The 24,126-nt window shown below is 39.8% G+C and carries 23 protein-coding genes and 1 rRNA gene; 11 read left to right on the forward strand and 13 right to left on the reverse strand.

The window, feature by feature from the left end:
• Positions 1-3 precede the first annotated feature (3 nt).
• Positions 4-1,560, reverse strand: a complete 1,557-nt coding sequence (gene porX, locus QOL76_RS19295) for a T9SS response regulator signal transducer PorX (protein ID WP_283414600.1) — start codon at positions 1,558-1,560, stop codon at positions 4-6.
• Between the two features lie 59 nt (positions 1,561-1,619).
• Here porX and QOL76_RS19300 point away from each other — a divergent pair, with 59 nt between their 5' ends.
• The 6 genes from QOL76_RS19300 to QOL76_RS19325 all read left to right on the forward strand — a co-directional run bounded on the left by QOL76_RS19300 (position 1,620) and on the right by QOL76_RS19325 (position 7,380).
• On the forward strand, positions 1,620-2,852 hold the full coding sequence (locus QOL76_RS19300) for an HD domain-containing protein (RefSeq protein WP_283414601.1): 1,233 nt from the start codon (positions 1,620-1,622) through the stop codon (positions 2,850-2,852).
• 17 nt (positions 2,853-2,869) lie between these two features.
• Positions 2,870-3,892: a UDP-3-O-(3-hydroxymyristoyl)glucosamine N-acyltransferase gene (gene lpxD, locus QOL76_RS19305; RefSeq protein WP_283414602.1), complete on the forward strand. Its 1,023-nt coding sequence runs from the start codon at positions 2,870-2,872 to the stop codon at positions 3,890-3,892.
• 39 nt (positions 3,893-3,931) lie between these two features.
• Positions 3,932-5,326, forward strand: a complete 1,395-nt coding sequence (locus tag QOL76_RS19310; RefSeq protein WP_283414603.1) for a bifunctional UDP-3-O-[3-hydroxymyristoyl] N-acetylglucosamine deacetylase/3-hydroxyacyl-ACP dehydratase — start codon at positions 3,932-3,934, stop codon at positions 5,324-5,326.
• Positions 5,323-6,102, forward strand: coding sequence for an acyl-ACP--UDP-N-acetylglucosamine O-acyltransferase (lpxA, locus tag QOL76_RS19315; protein WP_283414604.1), 780 nt, complete (start codon positions 5,323-5,325; stop codon positions 6,100-6,102). Before QOL76_RS19310 ends, lpxA begins: the two co-directional genes overlap by 4 nt.
• A 2-nt stretch (positions 6,103-6,104) precedes the next feature.
• Positions 6,105-6,725 carry an ABC transporter ATP-binding protein gene (locus tag QOL76_RS19320; protein WP_283414605.1) on the forward strand — a complete coding sequence of 207 codons (621 nt, stop codon included), beginning with the start codon at positions 6,105-6,107 and terminating at the stop codon, positions 6,723-6,725.
• 169 nt (positions 6,726-6,894) lie between these two features.
• Positions 6,895-7,380 carry a hypothetical protein gene (locus tag QOL76_RS19325; protein ID WP_283414606.1) on the forward strand — a complete coding sequence of 162 codons (486 nt, stop codon included), beginning with the start codon at positions 6,895-6,897 and terminating at the stop codon, positions 7,378-7,380.
• A 53-nt stretch (positions 7,381-7,433) separates the two neighbouring features.
• On the opposite strand, the gene QOL76_RS19330 is transcribed toward QOL76_RS19325, so the two are convergent.
• Both QOL76_RS19330 and QOL76_RS19335 read right to left on the reverse strand, forming a co-directional pair.
• On the reverse strand, positions 7,434-9,821 hold the full coding sequence (locus QOL76_RS19330; RefSeq protein ID WP_283414607.1) for an endonuclease MutS2: 2,388 nt from the start codon (positions 9,819-9,821) through the stop codon (positions 7,434-7,436).
• On the reverse strand, positions 9,821-10,162 hold the full coding sequence (locus QOL76_RS19335; RefSeq protein WP_283414608.1) for a DUF4296 domain-containing protein: 342 nt from the start codon (positions 10,160-10,162) through the stop codon (positions 9,821-9,823). Before QOL76_RS19335 ends, QOL76_RS19330 begins: the two co-directional genes overlap by 1 nt.
• Positions 10,163-10,267: 105 nt before the next feature.
• Here QOL76_RS19335 and QOL76_RS19340 point away from each other — a divergent pair, with 105 nt between their 5' ends.
• Positions 10,268-10,393: a hypothetical protein gene (locus QOL76_RS19340; protein WP_283414609.1), complete on the forward strand. Its 126-nt coding sequence runs from the start codon at positions 10,268-10,270 to the stop codon at positions 10,391-10,393.
• Between the two features lie 42 nt (positions 10,394-10,435).
• On the opposite strand, the gene QOL76_RS19345 is transcribed toward QOL76_RS19340, so the two are convergent.
• Positions 10,436-10,708: a DUF4296 domain-containing protein gene (locus QOL76_RS19345; RefSeq protein ID WP_346771422.1), complete on the reverse strand. Its 273-nt coding sequence runs from the start codon at positions 10,706-10,708 to the stop codon at positions 10,436-10,438.
• A 184-nt stretch (positions 10,709-10,892) separates the two neighbouring features.
• Here QOL76_RS19345 and QOL76_RS19350 point away from each other — a divergent pair, with 184 nt between their 5' ends.
• From QOL76_RS19350 to hemN, 4 genes are all read left to right on the forward strand, one after another.
• The gene (locus QOL76_RS19350) at positions 10,893-11,771 is read left to right on the forward strand and encodes a DUF58 domain-containing protein (RefSeq protein ID WP_283414611.1); all 879 of its coding nucleotides are present in this window, start codon (positions 10,893-10,895) and stop codon (positions 11,769-11,771) included.
• Positions 11,764-12,660, forward strand: a complete 897-nt coding sequence (locus QOL76_RS19355) for a hypothetical protein (RefSeq protein ID WP_283414612.1) — start codon at positions 11,764-11,766, stop codon at positions 12,658-12,660. The genes QOL76_RS19350 and QOL76_RS19355 overlap by 8 nt, the downstream gene beginning before the upstream one ends.
• Complete coding sequence (locus QOL76_RS19360; RefSeq protein ID WP_283414613.1) at positions 12,641-13,684, forward strand: VWA domain-containing protein; 1,044 nt, start codon at positions 12,641-12,643, stop codon at positions 13,682-13,684. Before QOL76_RS19355 ends, QOL76_RS19360 begins: the two co-directional genes overlap by 20 nt.
• 120 nt (positions 13,685-13,804) lie before the next feature.
• Positions 13,805-15,163, forward strand: coding sequence for an oxygen-independent coproporphyrinogen III oxidase (gene hemN / locus QOL76_RS19365; protein ID WP_283414614.1), 1,359 nt, complete (start codon positions 13,805-13,807; stop codon positions 15,161-15,163).
• Here hemN and QOL76_RS19370 read toward each other — a convergent pair.
• From QOL76_RS19370 to rrf, 9 genes are all read right to left on the reverse strand, one after another.
• The gene (locus tag QOL76_RS19370; protein ID WP_283414615.1) at positions 15,160-15,861 is read right to left on the reverse strand and encodes a sulfite exporter TauE/SafE family protein; all 702 of its coding nucleotides are present in this window, start codon (positions 15,859-15,861) and stop codon (positions 15,160-15,162) included. The genes hemN and QOL76_RS19370 overlap by 4 nt on opposite strands.
• Positions 15,862-16,287 carry a FixH family protein gene (locus QOL76_RS19375; protein ID WP_283414616.1) on the reverse strand — a complete coding sequence of 142 codons (426 nt, stop codon included), beginning with the start codon at positions 16,285-16,287 and terminating at the stop codon, positions 15,862-15,864.
• Positions 16,288-16,312: 25 nt separating this feature from the next.
• The gene (ccoG, locus tag QOL76_RS19380) at positions 16,313-17,725 is read right to left on the reverse strand and encodes a cytochrome c oxidase accessory protein CcoG (protein ID WP_283414617.1); all 1,413 of its coding nucleotides are present in this window, start codon (positions 17,723-17,725) and stop codon (positions 16,313-16,315) included.
• A 51-nt stretch (positions 17,726-17,776) separates the two neighbouring features.
• Positions 17,777-18,709, reverse strand: a complete 933-nt coding sequence (locus QOL76_RS19385) for a cbb3-type cytochrome c oxidase N-terminal domain-containing protein (RefSeq protein WP_283414618.1) — start codon at positions 18,707-18,709, stop codon at positions 17,777-17,779.
• Entirely contained in the window at positions 18,706-18,891 is a 186-nt protein-coding gene (locus tag QOL76_RS19390) for a cbb3-type cytochrome c oxidase subunit 3 (RefSeq protein ID WP_111612815.1), read from the reverse strand. Before QOL76_RS19390 ends, QOL76_RS19385 begins: the two co-directional genes overlap by 4 nt.
• A gap of 9 nt (positions 18,892-18,900) precedes the next feature.
• Entirely contained in the window at positions 18,901-21,027 is a 2,127-nt protein-coding gene (gene ccoN / locus QOL76_RS19395) for a cytochrome-c oxidase, cbb3-type subunit I (RefSeq protein WP_283414619.1), read from the reverse strand.
• Complete coding sequence (ccoS, locus tag QOL76_RS19400) at positions 21,020-21,208, reverse strand: cbb3-type cytochrome oxidase assembly protein CcoS (protein ID WP_283414620.1); 189 nt, start codon at positions 21,206-21,208, stop codon at positions 21,020-21,022. The genes ccoN and ccoS overlap by 8 nt, the downstream gene beginning before the upstream one ends.
• 1 nt (position 21,209) lies before the next feature.
• Complete coding sequence (locus tag QOL76_RS19405) at positions 21,210-23,606, reverse strand: heavy metal translocating P-type ATPase (RefSeq protein WP_283414621.1); 2,397 nt, start codon at positions 23,604-23,606, stop codon at positions 21,210-21,212.
• Positions 23,607-24,037: 431 nt separating this feature from the next.
• Positions 24,038-24,126 (reverse strand): 5S ribosomal RNA (gene rrf, locus QOL76_RS19410); the annotation flags it as partial.

A 24,126-nucleotide genomic window follows, 5' to 3' on the forward strand; every position in this document is an offset into this window, starting at 1 on the left:
CAATTATTTTGGTGACAAATGAACGATCGGAATGATCATTTCCTCCAAAGATACACCTCCATGCTGGAAAGTATCCTTATAGAAGTTCACATAATAATTGTAATTATTCGGGTATGCAAAGAAATAATCTTCAACGGCAAATACATAAGTAGAAGAAACATTCAGCCGTGGCAATTTGGCGTCTTCAGGTCTTTTGATTTCAAAAACTTTCCCCTGCTCAAAGTTCAAGTTTTTGCCTTGCTTATACCTCAGGTTTGTAGTCACATTTTTATCACCTATAATTCTGTAAGGCTTATTAACTCTTTTGGTACCATGATCAGTAGTAATGATCACCTCCGCTCCTGCATCATGAATCTTTTTCAAAAGCTCAAACAAGGAAGAATGCTCAAACCAACTTGTGGTTAATGATCGGTAAGCTGACTCGTCAGGAGCTAGTTCCCGGATCATTTTCATATCTGTTCGTGCATGAGAAACCATATCCACGAAGTTATAAACTAAGACATTTAGATCATTTTGAAGGAAAGTATGAAACTGCTCTAACACAGCCTTTCCTTGGTGTGCCTGAATTATTTTATTATAGCTGGACTTAATCGACAATCGGTTTTTCTCCAAGTTGATTCTCAACCAGTCCTCTTCGAAGTTATTTTTCCCCTCATCTGAATCCTCATCTTCCCAGAAATTTGGATAAAATCTCGCCATATCCATTGGCATCATTCCACTGAAGAGTGCATTTCTCGCAAAAGCAGTAGTGGTGGGCAAAATACTATAATAAGTATCCTTGTCTTTTATATTGAAATAAGGAGCTATGATCGACTCTATATCCTCCCATTGATCTAATCGAAAATTATCTATCACGATAAAGAACAGCGGTTTTTTATCCTGAAGCTGGGGAAAAACCTTTTTCTTCATTACCTGAGGCGAAAGCAATGGTTTTACAGGGTTTTTCTCTTCCATCCAATCGAGATAATTATCTTTAATGAATCTGCAGAAATTAGCATTCGCTTCTATTTTCTGTGATTCCAGCACAGGAAGCATGTTTTTATTTTCAGTATCATCGATCTGCATCTCCCAATACGTCAGTTTCCTGTAGATATCTGCCCAATCTTGATGATCTTCAGCATCGCCAAAAGCCATACTGATATTCATAAAATCCTGCTGATAACTTTGGGTGGTTCGCTCGTCAATCAACTGCTTGTTTTGAAGTAACTTCTTCACCGAAAGCAAAATCTGGCTTGGGTTAATCGGTTTGATCAGGTAATCAGCAATTTTCCCTCCGATCGCATCATCCATGATATGTTCTTCTTCACTTTTGGTGATCATCACCACAGGAACTTGAGGCTTCATCTGCTTGATTTGTTGCAAAGTTTCCAGACCAGTCATTCCAGGCATCATTTCATCTAGAAAAATTACATCAAAGTTTTTTTGCTCTACTTCTTCGATAGCATCCACCCCAGAATTCACCGTGGTAATTGCATATCCTTTTTGTTCGAGGAAAAGAATGTGTGGTTTGAGCAAGTCGATTTCATCGTCAGCCCAGAGTATGTTGAATTTTTGAGACATTTCAGGTTCCGTTTCTTTTAAAATTATAATTACTTTTGAGGCAAACAAAAAAGGCCTCCTTGAAAAGCCAGAAGATACTAAACGACCCGGTATACGGATTTATCACGATCCCAAGCGAGTTGATTTTTACGATTATCGATCACCCATACTTTCAGCGACTGCGGAGAATAAAACAACTGGGTCTGACTGATTTTGTCTATCCCGGTGCTCTCCATACCAGATTTCATCATGCGATTGGGGCAATGCACTTGATGAGCATTACGCTAGACAATCTACGAAATAAAGGTACTGAAATCACAGACGAAGAATATGAAGCCGCATTAATCGCGATTCTTTTGCATGACATTGGACATGGACCTTTTTCACATGCCTTAGAATACAGCCTACTCAAGGGCGTTCCCCATGAAGAGCTTTCTCTTTTGACTATAGAACTCTTTAATCAAGAGTTTGGTGGCAAATTAGACCTTACTTTAAGAATATTTAAGAATCAATACGAGCGAAAATTCTTTCATCAGCTGGTATCCAGCCAGTTAGACATTGATAGATTGGACTACCTTCAGCGCGATTGTTTTTTCACTGGCGTATCCGAAGGAACTATTGGTGCAGATCGCATTATCAAGATGATGGATGTGAAAAATGACCAAGTAGTGATCGAAGAAAAAGGAATCTATTCCATTGAAAACTTCCTGAGTGCTCGTCGATTGATGTACTGGCAAGTTTACCTTCATAAAACCACCGTCAGTGCGGAGAAAATGCTCATCAAACTGATCGAGCGGGCTCGGTTTCTACGCCAATCAGGCACAAGCTTTACAATCACGGAGGAATTTGACTTTCTTTTGAGCCAAAATTTATCTTTGTCCGACTTCCAAACTAATCCTGACTATTTACGATTGTTCCTCGAAATGGACGATCTGGATATCTGGGGCGCTATAAAGCTGTGGAAAAATCACCCTGATTACGTCCTTAGAAATATTTCTCAGATGTTTTTGACTCGAAATCTTTTCAAAATCAGCTTGACCAACGAGGCGTTTAAGCCTGAAGAAATCGCTCTGCTGAAAGAAAAGACGATTTCCAAATTGGGAATTCCTCCGCAAGACTTAACTTATTTCTTTTCGCATGGGGCAGTAAGTAACTATGGATACCTCGCTAAGGATAGAATTAATATTTTGACAAAAAAAGGTGAAGTAATAGATGTAGCTCAGGCGGCTGACCTACCGAATATAAAAGTCATGAGTAAAATCGTAGAGAAACACTATGTATGTAAGGCCAAAAGCCTAAATTTAGATTATTAACTCCGTTTATATTGTTTATGGAATTTACCCTCGGACAAGTAGCTGCAATCCTACAGGGAATAGTAGAAGGTGACGAAACCCAAAAAGTATCCAGACTGGACAAAATTCAAGAAGGAAAACAAGGAGGTATTAGTTTTTTGGCGAATGAAAAATACACTCCCTTCATCTATGAAACTGATGCCACAGCGGTAATCGTCTCCACCAGTTTCGTCCCCACTAAAACTCTGAAGACTAATTTAATCAGAGTGGAAGATGCCTATACAGGCTTCACCAAATTACTGGAAGCTTATTCCATGTTGATGAAAAGCAGTCTAGTTGGCGTCGAAGAGCCATGCTTTTTCGATGCTAGTTCGTCGATTGGCGATCAAGCTTTTCGAGGTGCTTTTTCTTACATTGGCAAAAACTGTGTAATCGGTGATTCTGTAAAAATCCACAGCCATGTACATATTGGTGACCGTGTAAAAGTAGGAAACAACGTTATTATTCACGCTGGAGCCAAAATTTGCGCAGATACAATTATTGGAAATAATTGCGAAATCCATCCAGGAGCAGTTATAGGCTCAGATGGGTTTGGCTTTGCTCCGCAGGGAGACGGGAGTTACAAAGCTATACCTCAGATTGGGAATGTTATCTTAGAAGACAATGTGAGCGTTGGTGCAAACTCAACAATTGATTGTGCGACTATGGGGTCTACGATAATTAAAAAAGGGGCTAAAATCGACAATTTGGTACAAATCGCCCATAATGTGATCATCGGAGAAAATACGGTGGTTGCTTCTCAAACAGGAATTTCAGGATCTACCACAATTGGAAAAAATTGTGTGATTGCTGGCAAAGTTGGCATTGTGGGGCATATAACAATTGCTGATAATACCACTATAGGAGCCAATACAGGCATTAGTAAGTCGATCAAAAAATCAGGATCTACCTTATTTGGATATATAGCAATGGATATGAAGGATTTCTTAAAATCATATTCAATCTTTAAAAAGCTCGGATCGATAGAAGACCGAATAAGAGAACTAGAAAAAAAGCAGTAAATTTGCAGCCTTTAGCATGCTGAACGGTTCAAAAATCAGATGAAAGTAAAACAACACACCATTAAAAAGCAGGTGGAATTATCCGGAGTGGGACTACATACCGGAGTTATTTCAAACATGACATTCCTCCCTGCACCTCCAAACCACGGATATAAATTTCAGCGAATTGATCTGGAAGGCAGACCAACCGTAGACGCAGACTGCGACTTGGTGGTAGATGTTTCCAGAGGTACCACATTGGAGCAAAATGGTGCCCGCGTCTATACCGTAGAGCACGTATTGGCAGCATTGGTAGGTTTAGAAATAGATAACGTACTAATCCAATTGGATGGTCCTGAGCCTCCAATCATGGACGGGTCTTCTATTCAGTTCATCGAAGTATTAGAAGAAGCAGGTCTAGAAGAGCAAAATGCACTGCGTAGATTCTACGAAGTTCAAGAAAGTATTCAATACAAAGATTCTGCTCGCGAAGTAGAGATGGTGGCATTGCCAACAGATAACTATCGCGTCACAGTAATGGTAGATTACAACTCTCCAGTATTGGGTAGTCAGCATGCATCTATCACCGACATTGGCCAATTCAGATCAGAAATCGCTTCTTGCCGTACTTTTTGTTTTTTGCATGAGCTAGAAATGCTTTACAATTCCAACTTGATTAAAGGTGGAGATTTGAACAATGCCATCGTTGTAGTTGATAGAATCGTAGAAGAGAAAGAATTGGTTAATTTGGCTAAGATGTTTAATAAGCCAAAGGTTGAGGTTAAGAAAGAAGGCATTTTAAATAATGTTGACCTACGCTACCGTAATGAACCAGCTAGACATAAATTACTTGATGTAGTTGGGGATTTAGCCCTTGTGGGACGCCCTTTGAAAGCTCAGATTATGGCAGCGAGACCTGGTCATGCCGCAAATGTAGCTTTTGCAAAAAAAATCAAGCGTGCGATGGAGAAATCATCTTCTTCCCACATCCCATATTACGACCCGAAACTACCTCCTGTAATGGATATCAATCAGATCAGCAGCATTTTGCCGCACAGATATCCATTCCAGCTATTAGATAAAATTATCTACCTAGATAATACAGTGGTGGCAGGAGTGAAAAATGTAACTATCAACGAACCTTTCTTTATGGGGCATTTTCCAGCTAACCCGGTGATGCCAGGTGTACTGCAGGTAGAAGCAATGGCCCAAACAGGTGGAATTTTAGTATTGAGTACAGTGGATGATCCAGAAAATTACTGGACTTATTTCCTGGGAATCGAAAACTGTAAGTTTAGAAAAATGGTTCTCCCTGGTGATACTCTCATTTTTAAATGTGAACTTTTGGCCCCGATAAGAAGAGGAATAGCAAAAATGCGTGGTGAAGCTTATGTCGGAAATACACTAGTATGTGAGGCCGTAATGACAGCAAGCATAACCAGAAAAGAATCATGATCAGTCCTTTAGCACATATCGACCCAAAAGCAACAATAGGTAAAAATGTTCACATCGATCCTTTCACAATGATTGGTGAGAATGTCACTATTGGTGATAACACATGGATCGGACCAAACGTAACTATTTTTTCTGGGGCCAGTATAGGTAAAAATTGCAAAATTTTCCCTGGTGCTGTTATTGCCGGAATCCCTCAGGACCTGAAATTCCAAGGAGAAGACTCTACAGTAATGATAGGTGACAACACCACCATTCGTGAGTGCGTGACCATCAGCCGTGGTACAGTAGAAAAGCAGACAACCGTAATCGGAAGTCACTGCTTACTTATGGCCTATGTCCATGTTGCACACGATTGTGTAATCGGGAGCCATGTGATTATAGCCAATTCTGTGCAAATTGCTGGACACGTATCTATTGATGACTGGGCGATCGTGGGTGGATCCAGTGCTGTTCACCAATTCGTTAAAATTGGTATGCATGCCATGGTTTCTGGTGGTTCTTTGGTTAGAAAAGACGTACCTCCATTCACTAAAGCAGCACGTGAGCCACTTTCTTATGCAGGTGTCAACTCTCTTGGCTTAAGAAGAAGAGGCTTTTCCAGCGAATCTATTTCCCACATTCAGGAAGTCTATCGCTACCTTTTCTTAAACAGCATGAATAACAGTCGTGCTTTGGAAGAAATTGAAGTGAATTTACCTGCTACTAAAGAGCGGGATGAAATCTTGAATTTTATCCGCTCTTCTGAAAGAGGTGTGATGAAAGGCTACATCAATTAACAATGTTAAAAATCCGCTTAGAAGAAGCTTCAAAACGCTTCCAATACGAATGGGTTTTTAAAAATCTAAGCCTTGAATTGACTCAAGGAAATTCTTTAGCAATTACAGGAAGTAATGGTTCTGGGAAATCTACTTTACTGAAATGTCTAAGCGGAGCAATCCCTATTACATCCGGGAAAATAGAATATTCACTTAATGAGAAATCAATCTCAGAAGCGGATTGGTTTACTTATCTGGCTATTTCCGCTCCCTATATGGAAGTTCCTGAAGAATTCAGTTTAGAAGAATTGCTCAACTTCCACTTTAAATTTAAAAAGCCCCTTGATTCCATCCCTTTGGAAGAAATCATAGAAAAGCTCTACTTATCTCAACATAAGTCAAAGCAAATCAGTCAATTTTCTTCCGGAATGAAACAGAGACTTAAACTTGGGCTAGCCCTTTTTTCGGATGTTTCAATTATACTTCTGGATGAACCAACTTCTAACCTCGACCGTAAGGGTATAGAATGGTATCAGGAAATGATAAATCAATATGCGCAAAACAGAACGCTAGTAATTTGTTCTAATGAGCCTAGAGAGTACGAGTTTTGTGAACAAAAAATAGCACTTGAAGATTATAAGTGAACACTAGCATTAAACTTTAATTCCTATCTTTAAATTCACTGGTAATTAAGTATTACGCCTATCTATTCGATCATATTGAAAACAATAAGCGTTTGAATTTCCCAAAATATAATAGCTAGCAGAAAAAAATCGCAATCCCAACTATCCTCTGAAAAACAAATATAAACATATGAAATCTTCTATAATTAGACTTTGTATCCTAGCGTTTGCCATGTGCATTATTCAAAGTTGTGGTGGAGACGATCCTGATCCTGATCCAATCAAAACTCCTGAACAAATAGCCACGGAAGCATTAACAGGTACAGGTACTCAAACGTGGGGGGTCGATGGCGGCGGATCTGTCCTTCGTGACGGCACGGCGGTTACAGACCTATATTCCGGTTTTGAACTGGTATTGACCTCAGGGTCATCTAAAACATACACTTCCAAAAACAATAATGATATTTTTGATGCTTCGGGCTCCTGGTCTTTCGCCGGTACAAACTTCGACAAGTTTATGCTCTCAGGAACCAAGCCAGCCGCTGGAAGGGAAATTTCTTTTACGCAAACCAACAGTAATTTAACACTTACCTTCACAATCCCTGCCCCAGGTGCACGTGTAAATGGAGTATTAGCTGTTGCAGGAAATTACACTTTCAATCTGCTTAAGAAATAACCTGACTTAATCTTTAAACAAAAATGGGGAGCAAATTTGCTCCCCATTTTTGTTTATTTCAGGGTTATCAGCGTGACTCCTGCCCCACCTCGATCTGCATGCTCATCCTCCATATGTCTTACTTGACTCATGTCTTTCAGAAAATTTCGTGTCAAATCTCTCAATATCCCATTGCCTTTTCCATGGACTATTCTGAGATCTTTAAGTCCAAGCATAAATCCTTCATCAACGAAAGTTTGAATCAATGAGAGTATCTCTTCCCCTCGTTTTCCTCTCAAATCAAGATTAGGTGAATAATCCATCATCTTTTCATTGGTATTATACCCACTTCTTGAGGCAGCAGCCTTCTTTTCTTTTTTTACTTCACCTTGAGATATCTTCTCTAATCTCGAAAGTTTCACTTTCGATTTGAGTTCACCGATGGAAAGTTCAATTTCATTCCCTTTCACCTGAAGCACTTCTGCTATCGCTCCATTATCTTTAAGTCTCACCCAATCTCCTACGCCTATTTTCCCACCTAATATTTTTATCTCTGGACTCTTGACGACATTCTTTTCAGGCCTGACTGTTTCTTTAAACTCCTCCAAATCTTTCCTCACCAGCTTAGTGACCTCTTTCTCAGCCTTGCCTTCCTTAATCTCACGAATAGTAGCTTCAATTTTCTTGTTTGCCTGATCTAATAATTGCTTGGCCTCCTGCTTTGCTTCTTGGAGATATCGTTTTTTAGTTGTCTCCATGGTCTCTTTCAGCTCATTATATTCCTGAAGTCGTGTTTTCAACAAACGTTCTTTCGCCTTCACATCGGCTAGCAAAGTGGAATATTGATTCTTCTCGTTTTCTACTTGAGTGAGTAATCTATCGTACCGAACTCTCTCTTCACCAATCTGTTCTTTGGCATACTTCAAAATCTCCCTAGGAATACCAATTTTGGAAGCAATCTCCAAAGCGAAAGAAGAACCCGGTTTACCAATTTCAAGCTGATAGAGTGGCTCTAGCTTATCTACATCGTAACGCATGGCGCCATTTACCATGCCTTGGTTTTTGTTTGCGATTTGCTTCAAATTGCCGTAGTGAGTCGTAATCACACCATACGCACCGAGTTTATTCAGTGCCAATAGAATGGATTCGGCTATAGCACCACCAAACTGCGGCTCTGTACCTGTACCAAATTCATCTATAAAAAGTATGGTTTTCTTATTTGCAAAAAGCGAAAAATGCTTCATACTCATCAAGTGTGAGCTATAAGTACTTAGGTCATTTTCCAGATTTTGCTCATCGCCAATATCTATAAAGAAATTATCAAATAAGGAGCTTTTGGAATCGGGGTGCACTGGGATAAGCATCCCACACTGTAGCATATACTGAAGAAGTGCTACGGTTTTTAAGGTCACCGATTTCCCTCCGGCATTTGGCCCTGAGATTACTAGTAAGCGCTCATGTCCACTGAGTTTTACATCGAGCGGAACGATGTTTTTCCCCTGCGATTTTAGCGCCATTTCCAACAAGGGATGTCGCGCTTTGGTCCAAGTTAATTGTCTTTCCTTGGTGATTTCCGGTCTACAGCTATCAGTCTTTTGAGCAAATTTTGCTTTGGCACGGATAAAATCCATTAGCCCAAGAAAATTTGTTGCCTTCCTCAAGGCAGGTATAGCAGGTCGGATCTTATCAGTCAGCTGAATGAGAATCTTGATAATCTCCCTGCGCTCCATATACTCCAAGTCACGGATCTCATTATTGATATCCAAAGCCTCTTCTGGCTCCATAAATACCGTCTGCCCTGTCGCTGATTCATCGTGAATAAAACCTCTGAGTTTACGCTTATTTTCTGCAGCAATGGGAATCACTAATCTACCTGAACGCACTGTAATTGCAGAATCCTCCGTGGTAAGTCCTTTTGCTCTGGCTTCCTTGAAGACCCGATCCATCACCTTCCGAAGACGGCTTTCTTCATACAATATCTGAGTACGGATAAGCTGCAATTCCCGACTGGCATTACTCCTCATCTTGCCTTTCTCATCAATTATTAGCTCAATCGCTTTGAGTAAACCCATATCGAGATCCATCAGCAATCCTAGTAGCTGGCTGAGTACTGGATATTCTTCTTCTCTTTTCTGAAAAAAGGAAATACAACCTCTGAGTGTATCCAGAGAAAGTTTGATCTCATAAAAATCCTCCACATCAAGAAAAGCGTTCTCCAGTTTGGCTTTCTCTAAATAGGGGTTCAGATTGGTGAAATTAGAAGAAGGAAAAAGGTCTCCGGAGATTAAAATCTGGCGAAATTCCTCGGTTTGATCAAGTAATTTGGTCACCAGATTAAAATCTGATGAGAAAGCCAAACGATCCACATATTGCATTCCAAGTGGGGAGGTACACTCGGTTTTGAGGAGTTCTTTGACTTTAATGAAATTTACTTTGTGTTCGAGATTACGAGGGTATAGCATTAATATTGGTCAATTTCTTTTACTCTTACATCAAGAGAATCAAATACTCGGAAGTAAATCCGCTCCATTTCAGCAACATCATGGAGGTAATACAACATACTTCTGGTAAAAACAGAATCACTCACCTCATGTTTGAGAAAAACATCTTTTTCTAACAGTTTATAAAGCGCATTCAAGGAATCATTCGAAAATGGCATTTCCTGAACAAGGGTCTCTGTGCTATGAATATCTATCAGTACCTCAACCATTTTGTCCTGAGACAAATAGTCTTCTGGCTCAGTTTCAGAAACACATCCTACTATTAGTAGAATAAAAAAACCGAAGATCAGAAATCCTTTCACAGATCAAAATTAAGTTTATTAACGGAAAACCTCGGCAGCATTGGGACAAATGAAAATTTATGATTCGAGTAAGATGATTAACTAAAAATACACCAATCAAGTTTCATGAATGGATTATTAAACCACCTCACAAAAATTGAAGGCGCCTGCCATACTACAAAAATTCGATTGATGGGAGAAGCCAATAGCTACTCGTATGAAAATCAAGATGATCAGCGTACTACAGTCTAAATGAAACAGTACAGAAAATTCTCAGCGGTCCTTTGTCTTGCATTAGAATTGGTCTATCGTACCGCCGGTAGATTCTCTTACCATAAGTGAATCTACCACGCGAGAATAAATTCGCTCCATTTCTGAAGGATCACGCAGGTAATACAACATGCTCTGTGTGAAAACTGAATCACTCACTTGATGTTTGATGAAAACATCTTTTTCAAGCAAATTATAAAGCACTTTTGATGAATCATATGCTATTGGCATAGCGCTCGTAAGTCCCTCAGTAATATGAATATCTATCAACACTTCCACCATCTTATCTTCGGGCAAGAGACCAGTTGGCTTATTGCTAGAATTACAACTTACAAGGGAAATGATGCAAAAACTTAGTATCAGAAATCTTTTCACAGGTCAAAATTAGGTTTTTTTAACGGAAAATCTCTCCACCCTTCATGTAACTGAAATTTTATAATTCAGCTTAGAAGCATAACTTAGGCCGTTCAAATCACCATTCATGAACGAATTATTCAGCAAGCTCAGAAAATACGAAATCATGATCCGAAAGGTGGCCAATAATCACCTGCAAGGAGAATATCAGTCACTTTTTAAAGGGTCGGGGTTGGAATTTGATGATCTCCGTCCATACCAGTATGGTGACGATATTCGTACGATAGAATGGAAAGTATCTGCAAAAGGACACGGCACATTCGTAAAAACGTTTCGAGAAGATAAGGAACAGTCAGTTTTCTTTCTTTTAGACATTAGTGGTAGTCAGGATATAGGACAGCCGGGAAATAAAAAAATCGATCAAGGAAAGATTATTGCGGGAGTACTAACACTTGCCGCGGTTTTTGATGGAAGCCAGGTTGGGTTAATTAGCTATTCAGATCAACGCGAAAAACTGATACTCCCTTCAAAAGGAAGCAAACAAGGAGTAAAAATGATTCGAGGAATCTTTGATCATGAAAATATTTCCTTGAAGACAGATCTGAACTCGATGTTTATGTTTGCTCTAAACCTTATCAAAAAAAGAGCTGTAATTGTAATTATTTCTGACTTTATCGATGAAGGCTACGAACGCCCATTCCGAGCTTTGGCGGAGCGACATGATGTAGTGGCAATCCAATTAACGGACCCTCGTGAATCAGCTTTACCTTCTTTGGGAATTATACCAGTGTTTGATAAAGAGAAAGGGAAAACAACTTGGGTGAATACTGCATTTGGGAGCTTTTCTAAAAAAATAGCGGATACCTTTACTTCTGAGCGAGAGAATTTGAAGAATATCTGTAAAAAGAATCAAATAAACTACCTAGCTATAGATACTTCTCAGGATATAGTTGGGCCTCTATTAGAGCTTTTTAAGTACCGAAACAAAAGTATGAAACGTGGCTAAGACGCTCAAAATCTTATTATTTCTACTCATACCCTACCTGAGCAATGCGCAACAGGTAAAGGTGGATGGCTACTTCATGCAAGACTCCGCTAAGATAGGCGAACGGGTCGGCTATGTATTGAAGGCAACGTATTCAGAATCCACCCAGATTATTTTTCCTGATTCTACCTTCGATTTTTCTCCGATGGTATTACTCGAAAAAAAGACGTATATATCTTATACTCAGGATAGCATAACACAAGACAGTACAGTCTATTTTGTATCCAACTTCTCGTTAGACCCAACTTCCTACCTGACGTTGCCGGTATATGAACTCGCTAGGTATGATAGTGTGGTCCATTATCCAATGGAGGCTGAGCTGAAGCTGAAACTTACACTAGACAGCATTCCAGAACAGCTTGTCTTCCAACAGAATAACATTTACCAATCCTTAGAAAAATCCTTCAACTGGATTATTATAGGCATTATTCTAGGTGGCGTGTTGCTGTTACTCGGAGTTATTTACTTCCTTTTTGCAGATAAATTCCAAGAATATTGGAAGGAAAGAAGAGAGAAAAGACGTTGGGAACAATTTGAAAAAAGATGGAAAACCCAAACTGCATTGCTTACTAAAGCTCCATCCATTGAATCTGCAGATGAAGTAATTGGTCTTTGGAAAGGATATATGGAGAGTATCACTCATCTTCCCATTAAAGAATGGACTTCCAGCGAAATAGGTGAGCGATTGGATAATCTTGAGATTTTCAAGGCGCTCAGAGCGATAGATTTGATTATTTATGCCGGAGAATCGTCTGAAAGCGAAGAGGCAACAAGCTATTTATTAGAAGTGGCAAGAGAGAAATATCAGGAAAAACAAACCAAAATCAAGCATGAGAGAGCAGCTGTCTGAATTCTTTAGCTGGTCCTGGTTTCTGCCTGAGACCTTCAAAAGTTTCGAATGGGAAAATCCGATTTTATTGAATTTGATCTGGATTATTCCAGTATTCATTCTTTTTAGAACTTTTGTTAAGTTCTTGAAAAACCCTGTTCTCGAGCTTTCCCTTCCAAAACGAATCGCGAATAACAACCCTTGGACTTATTTACGCCTAATTCCCGCTGGCTTTTTCTATCTGTTCCTCATTATGCTTGTAATTGCTTTAGCTCGACCACAGCGCAGCAATGAGCGAGTGGAGCAATATACAGAGGGCATAGACATCATGCTGGTTTTGGATATTTCCGAATCCATGGATTTGCAGGATTTCACTCCTAATCGTCTTGAAGCGGCTAAAGCTACCGCTACGGAGTTTATAAATGGCAGAGTTGGAGATAGAATTGGCATGGTGGTATTCGCAGGCGAGGCGTATTCATTGGCCCCTTTAACAAATGACTATGAGCTACTAACAGATTTGGTGCAAGAAATATCATTCAGCATGATGGAGGCAAAAGGAACTGCTATTGGCTCAGCATTAGCAGCCGGCACCAATAGAATGAAGGAATCCGAGTCTGCTTCTAAGGTAATGATCCTGCTTAGTGACGGTGAAAGTAATGCAGGTAATGTAGATCCTTTATTCGCTGCAAACCTAGCCGCCGCACTGGATATCAAGCTTTATACGATTGCCATGGGCAAGGATGGTCTCGTTCCTTATGGTACAGATTTCTTTGGAAGACCTCAGATGGTAGAAAGCTATTTAGATGAAACCACACTGCGAGAAATAGCCAAGGTTGGCAATGGAGAATTTTTCAGAGCTGCTGATGGAGGTACCCTAGCTTCTATTTTTGATAGAATAGACACCTTAGAAAAGACAGAAGTGATAGAAAATCGCTACAAGGAAACCGCAGATTACTATCGCATATACCTATTTTGGGGTTTGATCTTATTCTTTGTTTGGCTGGGATTGAAAAGCAGTTTCTTAAATAACTTCCTACTTGATTAATAACTTTAATAAGCAAGAATTGGAGAAAGTTTGGGAACTGACTTTAGTCATTAATTTTGCCTTCAGCTATCATATAGGATCATAAAATGAAGGGCGTTATTTGCAAAAAAGCAAATCCAAATGCCGAATTCAGCCGAATTAGTCAAAAAGTACAACAGTCCTGCACCCAGATACACTTCTTATCCTACCGTTCCTCTTTGGGAAAATAACTTAGAACCTCAGGATTGGAATGACCTGGTAAAGAAAGCATTTATAAACTTTGGTGAGAAAGAAGGGATTTCTATCTACATCCACTTGCCTTACTGCGAAAGCTTGTGCACCTACTGTGGCTGCAACAAACGAATTACCAAAAACAAACAAGTCCAAGATCCTTACATCGAAGCATTGCTTGCCGAATGGGAAAAATATAAAGCGATATTTAAGTCCCGCCCTAAAATATCTGGAATCCATCTAGGCGGTGGAACTCCCACCTTCTTTGATCCTTCAAGTCTGGATCATTTGATTTCAACTATTCTGAAAGGCTCAGCTATCAGTCCTAATGCTGAGTTTAGCTTTGAAGGACATCCGAACAATACAAGTTTTGAACATTTAAAAACACTGAGCGATCTGGGCTTCAACCGTGTAAGCTATGGAATTCAGGATTTTGATGAGAAAGTTCAGAAAGCCATCCATCGGATCCAGCCATTTGAGAAAGTAAAATACGCGACAGATTCTGCGCGAATTTTAGGCTACACTTCTATAAATTTTGATTTGATCTACGGATTGCCACATCAAACTATCAACAGTCTAAGCGACACATTTAATAAAGTAAATGAGTTAAAACCTGACCGGATAGCATTTTATAGTTATGCTCACTTGCCTAGTGCATTTCCTGCACAGCAGAGCTTCGAGCATTTCTTGCCAACAGAGACCGAGAAGAGTGAACTTTATACATTCGGAAGAGCTCTTCTTGTAAAAATGGGATACGTAGAGATAGGTATGGACCACTTTGCCCTTGAAAACGATCCTTTGACCCTAGCAAAAAACGAAGGCTCTTTGCATAGAAACTTTATGGGATACACTACTTTACCTTCTAAAATTCTCATTGGGATGGGAGCCAGCAGTATCAGTGACGTGTATTATGCTTATGCGCAAAATGACAAGACGATTGAGCGCTATAAAGCTGAGACGATGAAAGGAGAATGGTCTATACAAAAAGGACACAGACTCAGCAAAATTGACCTACAAATTAGAAGTATAATTCTTGAATTGATTTGTAGAAAAGAAGCTGAAATCCCAGTTGAAGTCTGGGAGCAGTTTTCAGAAACTCAAGTTTGGAACCTAAAAGAAATGGAATTAGACGGTCTTATTTCCATAAATTCTACTCTGATCAAAGTATCCCAAAGAGGAATGAACTTTATTCGAAATATCTGCTCTCAGATCGACCTTCGCCTGTCAAAAAATCAAGCTAAAAAAACCCTTTTCAGCCAGACGGTTTAGGGACACATGGTAATTTCGACCTGCTGACTACCATAATCAAAAACTTGAAGATCGGGGCTGAAAAACATCCCTAATCCGAGTCCACGGAAAATAAATAGAAGTCCTATAAGCACACCGAGGTAGGGAATGGCTTTTTGGATTTTTTGCCTTGCTCCAACTGGAACCCAAGATCCTGAAAACATTAATACAAGAAGTAGAGGAATCGTACCCATACCGAAGAAAAACATGTAAGTGGCTCCAAGTAGAGGACTTTGGAAGGCCAAAGCTGCTATTAACGCCATGTAGACCATTCCGCATGGAAGTAAGCCATTAGCTAAACCTGCACCAAAGAAAGCAAATGGGCCTCCAGCTTTCAGAAATCGATTTAGTTGTCTTTTTACCCACATCACTATTCCGGAAAGTGCTGGGATAGTTAAAAATTGATCGGATTTTTTATATGAAAGTGCCATAATCAGTATTAGGACTCCCATCGCAATTGAGAAGCCTTGCTGTACTCCCGCCAATGACAAGGAAAATCCTATACTGCCAATAATTAGCCCTAGCAAAGCGTAAGTTATACTTCTGCCAAGGTTATATAGAATCTTATTATAGAAGAATGATTTGCTCCCACTTCCGCCTACGGCCAAAGCAATTGGCCCACACATTCCCACACAGTGGAATGAGCCCAAAAACCCAAGTATGAAGGCAGTCCAGAGCATTTATAGTGTGATCTTTTTTTCCTGATAATGATCAATCCCATTTTCAGTCCAATTGAGCTGAACTTTCCAATAACCAGGTTTAAGTTCTTTCAGAGGGATTTGAGTAATTCCAGAATGCGTTACTTCAAAGTTCATTTTTTGATCCAAAGAAGAATCAGAAGGACGGAAAAGTTGGAGAAACCCTTTTGTACCATTCGGCAGGTCAAGTTCTATGACTTTGGATTGCACATCAAAAGAAATCACTTCTCGGTCTAAATCGTCAGCAGATTTAGATTCATCAATCCTGTCTTGGTATTTTATTTCTTCTTCGTAGTAATTTTCTGTCACCAACTCAATACCATCCATTCGCACAGAGATCACCACCATGGTCAAAATCAGTGCAACAAAGCCTATAATTGTAAGTACTATACCCTTTCCCCAATCCATAATTGCATCTGATTAATTTTTAAACTCACTTGATTGGTGCTGTGAAATTCGTCTCAATCTCGTCAATCTTCTCTCCTTTGTAAAAAAGAGCCAATTCTACTTTTTCTTGATTCATTTTCACCTCATCTTGATTTCTTACCAAAAAGAACCTTCCTTCAAATTTAGATTGTGCATCCAAAACCAGATGCTGAGCCCCTACAATCTCTACATCCATTCCTTCAGCCAAGGACTTCAACTCGACCTCCTGAGGCTCAAAGGTTTTATTGATCAAGGTTATTTGATAGAGATTAGTGACCTTTCCATCTTCCCGTTCTTGATAAGTCATCCCCGGAAATCTAGTAATTGTAGCAGAAATATCATCTCGCGTAGCAATTAAGGAAACGAAAACCGTTAACAGCAAAACCAAAACTACGATATAAGACTTTACTCTTCCAGTCAATAGCTTTTGAAAACCTTGTTTGATACTATTCTCTGATGCATATCGGATCAAGCCTATTGGTCGATCTACTTTCACCATTACCTCGTCGCAAGCATCTATGCATGCAGTACAGTTTACACATTCCATCTGTATGCCATTTCGAATATCTATACCCGTCGGGCAAACCTGTACACAAAGATTACAGTCCACACAATCTCCCTTATCTGCATTCTCGGTAGCATTTTTTCGGATAGGTGCTCTTGGCTCTCCACGAACATAGTCATACATCACATTGATGGAGTTGTTATCCAGCATCACGCCTTGTAGTCTACCATAAGGGCAAACCACCAAACAGGCCTGCTCTCTAAACCATGTAAAAACAAACATGAAGATGCCAGAGAATGCGATCAAACCTATAAATCCTGCCATATGTGCTGTCGGTGGTGAAGAAACTATTTCTACCACAGAATCTACCCCAACCAAATATGCCATTACCAAATGGCCGATTAGAAGAGATATAAAAGCAAAGACAGTAATCTTAATTGATTTCTTGACGATCTTTTCCTGGTTCCAGGGCTGCGCATTCAACGCTCTTTGCTGATTTGCATCTCCCTCAATCAAGTATTCTATTTTACGGAAAACCATTTCCATAAATAGCGTCTGAGGACAGGCCCAACCACACCATACTCTCCCAAAAGCTACCGTAAAGAGAATGACAAAGACAAAGAATATCAGAAGAAGAAAAATAAGCAAATAGGTGTCCTGAGGCCAGAATACTGCTCCGAAAATGATGAATTTCCGCTCAAAAATATTGAACAGAAGCCAAGGCCTACCGTCCACTTTAATAAATGGTCCAGCAAACAAAATTCCCAAGAGTATCCAAGAAAGGTAGGTTCTGTATTTGTAAAAGAACCCTTTTACTTTTTTTGGATAAACCCAATTCCGCTTCCCATCATCCAAGACAGTTGCTAATGAGTCTCTAAATGTTTCAGGATTTAAATGTGGGTTCTTTTTTGCCATGATCGTAGGCTGATTACTACCGGGAATCGGCTGACTCCCGGTAGGATTAATTTATTCAGCTATCGCTGTGGTATCTCTCGCAACTGAAGTGGTATCTGCAGGAGCAACAGATTCCATAGCTGGTTCTCCAGCACCCCCTTCATACAATTCTCCTTGTGGATCCTTTGGAGCAGCAGGAGTAGTGCCTTGAAGACTTAAAATAAAGCTTGCTACTTCCTGAATTTCCTTAGGGTTAAGCTGATCTTCCCAAGGCACCATGCCTTTAGAAATGACACCATATTTTATTACGGAGAATAGATCTTTGATATCCCCGCCGTGCAGCCAATATGAATCCGTAAGATTCGGTCCTACGCCTCCCCCACCATCCGCAGCATGACAAGCAGCGCAGTTCGCTTGAAAAATAGTATTTCCCGTAGACAAAGCTGCTTCAGAATTATCAAGCGTCACATTGGTTTCATCAAGCGATGCAAGCGCACTCTCGCCTCTAGCTGCAGCTTCTATCGCTGCTATCCTTACTTCTTCCTGATATTCCTCAATACCAGTCTTACCATAACCGAGCACCGTATAGAACCCGAAGTAACCTACAGCGATCAAGATAGTACCAAAAAAGACATATTGAAGCCAGGGAGGCATAAAGTTGTCAAGCTCCTGAATACCATCATACGAATGGTCTGTCATTAACTTATCTTTTGTTTGCTCCTCTTGCACATCACCTGTGACAAACTTTAACTTAAATGATTCCCACCAGCTCGGTTCTTCTGCTAGTTCAGGGTTTTCTTTTTGGAAAACGGTAGAAATAAACGACATCAGATATATCATCAGGACCAGGAGCAAAATAATTACTCCTATAATGATTCCAATAATTATCAATAGAGTCATTTGATTGGAGTCCATGGCTGTCAATCCCCCTGACACTTCCTGCGCCAAAACTGGAGTAGAAACCAAAAGACCATTGAATGCAAATAGGGTTAGTAATTTTTTCATGGCTGTTTGTCGGTTAATTCGTTATCATCATCCATTGGTAAAGAACTCATATGGTCTATTACATCTTTTGGAACACGCATGGTCCAAATGGTAATCCCTATAAAAAACAGAACAAATATCACCAGAGAAACCACCGGGAATACTTCCACATTTTCGATCGATCTTAATACTTCTTTGTACATGATTTCCGACTAGTTAGATGATGAAACTTTGATATCTGTCCCCAATCGCTGCAGATATGCAATCAATGCCACAATTTCAGTATTTGGCATTACTGCCACTCCTGCATCTTCCAGATTTATAGCGATTTTAGCAGCCTGTGCTTCTAGGTCTTCAACTGCTTTTTGATCATACCCCTCAGGATAAGGAACGCCAAGTTTCTGCATCGTTCTGATCTTTGCAGGCAAATCTGAATAATCTAGCTCATTGGTTTTCAACCATGGATATGGAGGCATTAACGATCCAGGAGACATACTTCGAGGATCTTCCATATGGAAATAATGCCAACTATCTGGGTATTTACCTCCTACACGATGAAGATCTGGACCTGTGCGTTTAGATCCCCAAAGAAATGGTCGATCATATACAAATTCACCCGCTTTAGAATACTCGCCATAGCGTTCAGTTTCAAACCTAAATGGTCGAATCATCTGGGAGTGGCAGCCCACACATCCATTGTTGATATAAATATCTCTGCCTTCTAGCTCCAGAGCAGTATAAGGCTTTACCGAACTGATAGTCGGTATATTTGATTTTACCAAAATAGTAGGAACAATCTCCACTACGCCACCAATCAAAATAGCAACGGTAGCTAATACGGCAAAGAAAATTGGCTTTCTCTCCCATGCTCTGTGCCAAAACTCTCCCACTGGCTTATAAGATTTAGAAAGTGCAGGTGCTGAGTCTTCTTCAGTCGCTACAAACGTACCTTGCTGAGCAGTTTTAAACATGTTATAGCCCATAAGAATTGCTCCACTCACATAGAGTAACCCTCCAAATGCCCGAAGCATATACATTGGCACTAATTCTACTACTGTTTGAAGGAAATTACCATAAGCCAGTTTACCCATCTCATCAAATTCCCTCAACATTAAGAATTGAGTTAAAGCAGCCACATACATTGGTAAGGCATAGAAAATGATTCCCAAAACGCCAAGCCAGAAGTGTGTGTTGGCCAACTTAGAGGAATAAATGGTTGTCTTAAATAATCTAGGCCACATCCAGTAGAGCATACCGAAAGTCAGGAACCCATTCCAACCCAAACCTCCGACGTGAACATGTGCAACTATCCAATCAGTATAGTGAGCTATCGCACTTACATTTTTAAAGGAAAGCATTGGTCCCTCAAAAGTTGCCATACCATAGGCGGTGATGGCTACCACCATAAATTTCAGGACGGGATCATTTGTCACTTTATCCCAAGCACCTCTTAAAGTCAACAGGCCATTTACCATACCTCCCCAAGACGGAGCCAAAAGCATCACGGAAAACACAGTTCCTAGTACTTGTGCCCACTCAGGAAGAGAGGTGTAGAGCAAGTGGTGAGGACCGGCCCACATGTATAGGAAAATCAGAGACCAAAAGTGAATGATTGAAAGTTTATAAGAGTAAACAGGTCTATTTGCAGCCTTTGGTAAGAAATAATACATCAAACCAAGGAATGGTGTAGTAAGGAAAAATGCTACAGCATTGTGACCATACCACCATTGCACCAACGCGTCCTGCACACCTGCATAGGCAGAATAACTTTTAAATAACGTTACCGGCAACGCTAATGAGTTCACGATATGTAAGACAGCTACTGTAATGAATGATGCCAAATAAAACCAGATTGCGACGTACATATGACGCTCTCTACGTTTAAGAATCGTACCTATCATATTGGCTCCAAAAGCTACCCAAACAATAGCTATTGCAATATCGATAGGCCATTCTAGTTCTGCATATTCTTTAGACGTAGTCAGCCCTAAAGGCAAAGTAAGGACAGCCGAAAGAATAATTATTTGCCAACCATAGAAGTGAAACCAGCTGAGTGATTTCTTCCACATAGGAGCTTTCAGCAACCTAGGCATGGAATAATACACCCCTGCAAAAATTGCATTCCCAACAAAAGCGAAAATTACCGCATTGGTGTGTAGTGGGCGAATTCGCCCAAAAGTAGTATAGGGATTGCCTAAATTAGCTTCTGGCAAGAATAACTGAGTGGCCGCAAGAACGCCGACTAGCATCCCTATTACGCCCCAGATAATTGTGGCAGCTCCAAAATATTTAACAATCTTATTGTCATATTGAAACCTCTCCAGCATAGTGTCATTCATAGGAATCGGGTTTTGATGGTTGATCTTTATTTGTTTTTTTCGATTTGTTATCAAAGAGTATTCTTATTGAAGGAGTATAATTATCATCAAATTGGCCGTCTTTCATTGCCTTGAAAAAAAGGAAAAGAAAACTGCTTGCTAATAACAGACTGATTGCGATTAATAGAAAAATAACCTCCATGCTAAAATGGTTTTGAAGTTAACAATCCCCTTTTCCAGGCAACAAAATTGGTGGTCAACGTCGTAAAAACAACCACAGAAATACTACTCAAGGGCATCAAAATAGCACAAATTACAGGGCTCAACAGTCCTTGCACAGCAAGCCCTAGCCCAATTAAGTTGTACAATAGACTTAACACAAAGCTGGCTTTTATTATGAGTCTGCTGGATTTCGCAAAACTCAAAAAGCCTGGGATTTTCCCAAAAACAGCTGAATCCATGATCGCATCACTGGCTGGAGAAAAGTGAGAAACACGATCTGACAAAGCCACACCTACCTCACTCTCCTGCAACGCTCCTGCATCATTCAACCCGTCGCCCAGCATAAGTGTGCAGTGAGAACGATTTAGAGCCCGTAGATAATGAAGCTTATCCGTTGGACTTTGCTTGAAATTATAGTTAATGTCTCGACCAAGCTTTTCCTCCAAGTAAGTTTGCTCATGAGGATAATCCCCTGATAATACATGAAGATCATAATCATCCTTAAGTTGATTGACGACTTCTCCTGCCTTTTCTCTTAGCCCAGATTCAATTTGGAAATAACCTAGTTCTTGTCCTTCAACAGTTAAGTAAACTACATTACCTTTTTGACTATCGATTTTATTTGCGTAGCCCGTAAACTCAGCTGAACCCAGTCTAAAATATTGATTCTTGAAAATAGCTTCAATTCCCGCCCCCTTGACTTCGATAACCTTCTCAAGGGGTAATCCAGTTTGATTACCTAACCAACTATTGATTCTATTGCTGAGTGGATGAGAAGAACGCTCCACCATTGCTTTCAATATACTTCTACTGTCTTCAGACAGTGGCTCACCCATATAATTTATGTTTGCATTCGCTGGATCAGTAAGTGTCCCTGTTTTATCAAAAACTACAGTATCGATCAAAGCAAGTCGCTCAACTACAGCAGCATTTTTTAAATAAAATTTACTTTTACCAAAAATTCTTAGCGTATTTCCTAAAGTGAAAGGCGTAGACATAGCCAGAGCACATGGACAAGCCACTATTAGCACTGAAGCAAAAACTTTGATGGCTGTGGAAAAGTCAATAAACGACCAATAGGTAAAAGCTAAAGTTGCGATCAACAGAACAGACCATGTAAATACCGAGCTGATTTTGTTTGATAAAGGCTCCAGTAGTTTCTTGTTACCTTTCTCAAAAGACTCATTATTCCACAAATCGGTTAGATATCCTTGAGAAGGCAACTTTTGTACGGTTAATAAAATGGCTTCTCCCTTTTGACGTCCACCAGCATAAACCAATTCACCTTTTTGCTTTGGAACAGGAACTTCTTCCCCAGTCACAAAGCTAAAATCTATATTGGCTTTAGTACTTAATAAAAGTGCATCCGCTGGAATCAACTCTTCATCCCTAACCAAAATCACATCACCTACTTTCAGGCTGGACAACGGAATAACGTTTTCTTGATCCTTAACTATTCTGGTAACTGCTATTGGAAAATAAGACTTGTAATCCCTGTCAAATTCCAGTGTTGAAAAAGTCTTTTGTTGGTAGATCTTCCCCAGTAATAAAAAGAACAATAGTCCACCAAGGCTATCCATATAGCCTGATTGTTGAAAAGCGAATATTTCCCAAAGAGAATAAACAAATAGCGAAATAATCCCAAGTACAATTGGGACGTCCATATTGATCTGCTTTTGCTTAATCGAATTCCATGCAGATAGGTAGTAGTCACTTGCGGAGTAAATAACGACTGGAATAGCAAGAATTACATTTAGATAGCTAAAAAGCCCTCGAAAAGAAGAGTCGATCAATTCAGCTTCAGAAAAATATTCAGGTATGCTAAAAAGCATCATATTTCCAAAGCAAAACCCGGCAACTGCAAGACGCTGAATTAGGCGCTTGTCGATTCCTGATTTTGATTTTTCATCAAGGTTAGAAAGGTTAATTCTAGGCTCATATCCTATCGTAGAGAGGAGACTTACTAGCTCTTTGATAGAAACCTTATTATGAAGAATTTTAATCTGAACCTTCTTTTTAATAAAATCAACTCGACTATAAAAAACACCTGAATTGATTTGATTTAGATTTTCCAGAAGCCAAATGCATGATGCGCAATGGATAGCCGGGATGTTAAAAGTGATATGACTTTCAGATTGATTACAGAAGTCAAGGAGACGGTTCGCAGTTTCCTGATCATCAAGGTAATCAAACCGATTGGATTGAAGTTTCTTGCTCTTCTGGCTTTCTCCAGGATGACTTTCAATATCATAATAAGAACAAAGATCATTCTCAGATAGTACTTCGTAAACCAACTTACAACCCTGGCAACAAAAGTTTCTTTCCTGCGAAACAATCACCATGTCATTGCAATCTTCACCGCAGTGAAAACATGTCATTGTACTTGTTGGAAATTTATCAACAATCATTGCTATCGATCTTAAAAGTTATTCAAACAAACATCCTAATTCATCTATCCTTGCTAAGCAATAACACGTAAACTAATTGAATGCCTTTCAAACCTATTATGTCACGAAAGTATGGTATTGAAAAAGCACTATTCCTGAGGAAAAGCAAGGAAAAATATGACATAAGTCATCTTCTAAACTATTGTTAACTTACTATACGTTATGAAAAAATACAAATAAAAAGAATGATAACCATTACAAAGAGGAGTAATGTGCCAAGCATTTACGAACGCGTCTTTAAACTTTAGAAAATTAGGGCCAGTATAAATACTTTCTGTTAAAGATTGAGGGAGGTTTGTTCGGGTAAACAGGATAGGCATAAACGCAAAAAAGCCAGCTGTTTAAAGCTGGCTTTAGAATAAATGAGGCGGCGACCTACTCTCCCGGGTGTAACCCCAGTACCATCGGCGCTGCAGGGCTTAACTTCTCTGTTCGGGATGGGAAGAGGTGG

It is taken from the genome of Algoriphagus winogradskyi (assembly GCF_900182815.1).
GTDB classification, from domain to species: Bacteria; Bacteroidota; Bacteroidia; order Cytophagales; family Cyclobacteriaceae; genus Algoriphagus; species Algoriphagus winogradskyi.

Bases quoted from the DNA above. Each gene is read 5' to 3' on its own strand.
- porX (WP_283414600.1), bottom strand. From the start codon at position 1,560: ATGTCTCAAAAATTCAACATACTCTGGGCTGACGATGAAATCGACTTG.
- lpxD (WP_283414602.1), top strand. From the start codon at position 2,870: ATGGAATTTACCCTCGGACAAGTAGCTGCAATCCTACAGGGAATAGTA.
- QOL76_RS19310 (WP_283414603.1), top strand. From the start codon at position 3,932: ATGAAAGTAAAACAACACACCATTAAAAAGCAGGTGGAATTATCCGGA.
- lpxA (WP_283414604.1), top strand. From the start codon at position 5,323: ATGATCAGTCCTTTAGCACATATCGACCCAAAAGCAACAATAGGTAAA.
- QOL76_RS19320 (WP_283414605.1), top strand. From the start codon at position 6,105: ATGTTAAAAATCCGCTTAGAAGAAGCTTCAAAACGCTTCCAATACGAA.
- QOL76_RS19325 (WP_283414606.1), top strand. From the start codon at position 6,895: ATGAAATCTTCTATAATTAGACTTTGTATCCTAGCGTTTGCCATGTGC.
- QOL76_RS19330 (WP_283414607.1), bottom strand. From the start codon at position 9,821: ATGCTATACCCTCGTAATCTCGAACACAAAGTAAATTTCATTAAAGTC.
- QOL76_RS19340 (WP_283414609.1), top strand. From the start codon at position 10,268: ATGAATGGATTATTAAACCACCTCACAAAAATTGAAGGCGCCTGCCAT.
- QOL76_RS19350 (WP_283414611.1), top strand. From the start codon at position 10,893: ATGAACGAATTATTCAGCAAGCTCAGAAAATACGAAATCATGATCCGA.
- QOL76_RS19360 (WP_283414613.1), top strand. From the start codon at position 12,641: ATGAGAGAGCAGCTGTCTGAATTCTTTAGCTGGTCCTGGTTTCTGCCT.
- hemN (WP_283414614.1), top strand. From the start codon at position 13,805: ATGCCGAATTCAGCCGAATTAGTCAAAAAGTACAACAGTCCTGCACCC.
- QOL76_RS19370 (WP_283414615.1), bottom strand. From the start codon at position 15,861: ATGCTCTGGACTGCCTTCATACTTGGGTTTTTGGGCTCATTCCACTGT.
- QOL76_RS19375 (WP_283414616.1), bottom strand. From the start codon at position 16,287: ATGGATTGGGGAAAGGGTATAGTACTTACAATTATAGGCTTTGTTGCA.
- ccoG (WP_283414617.1), bottom strand. From the start codon at position 17,725: ATGGCAAAAAAGAACCCACATTTAAATCCTGAAACATTTAGAGACTCA.
- QOL76_RS19385 (WP_283414618.1), bottom strand. From the start codon at position 18,709: ATGAAAAAATTACTAACCCTATTTGCATTCAATGGTCTTTTGGTTTCT.
- QOL76_RS19390 (WP_111612815.1), bottom strand. From the start codon at position 18,891: ATGTACAAAGAAGTATTAAGATCGATCGAAAATGTGGAAGTATTCCCG.
- ccoN (WP_283414619.1), bottom strand. From the start codon at position 21,027: ATGAATGACACTATGCTGGAGAGGTTTCAATATGACAATAAGATTGTT.
- ccoS (WP_283414620.1), bottom strand. From the start codon at position 21,208: ATGGAGGTTATTTTTCTATTAATCGCAATCAGTCTGTTATTAGCAAGC.
- QOL76_RS19405 (WP_283414621.1), bottom strand. From the start codon at position 23,606: ATGACATGTTTTCACTGCGGTGAAGATTGCAATGACATGGTGATTGTT.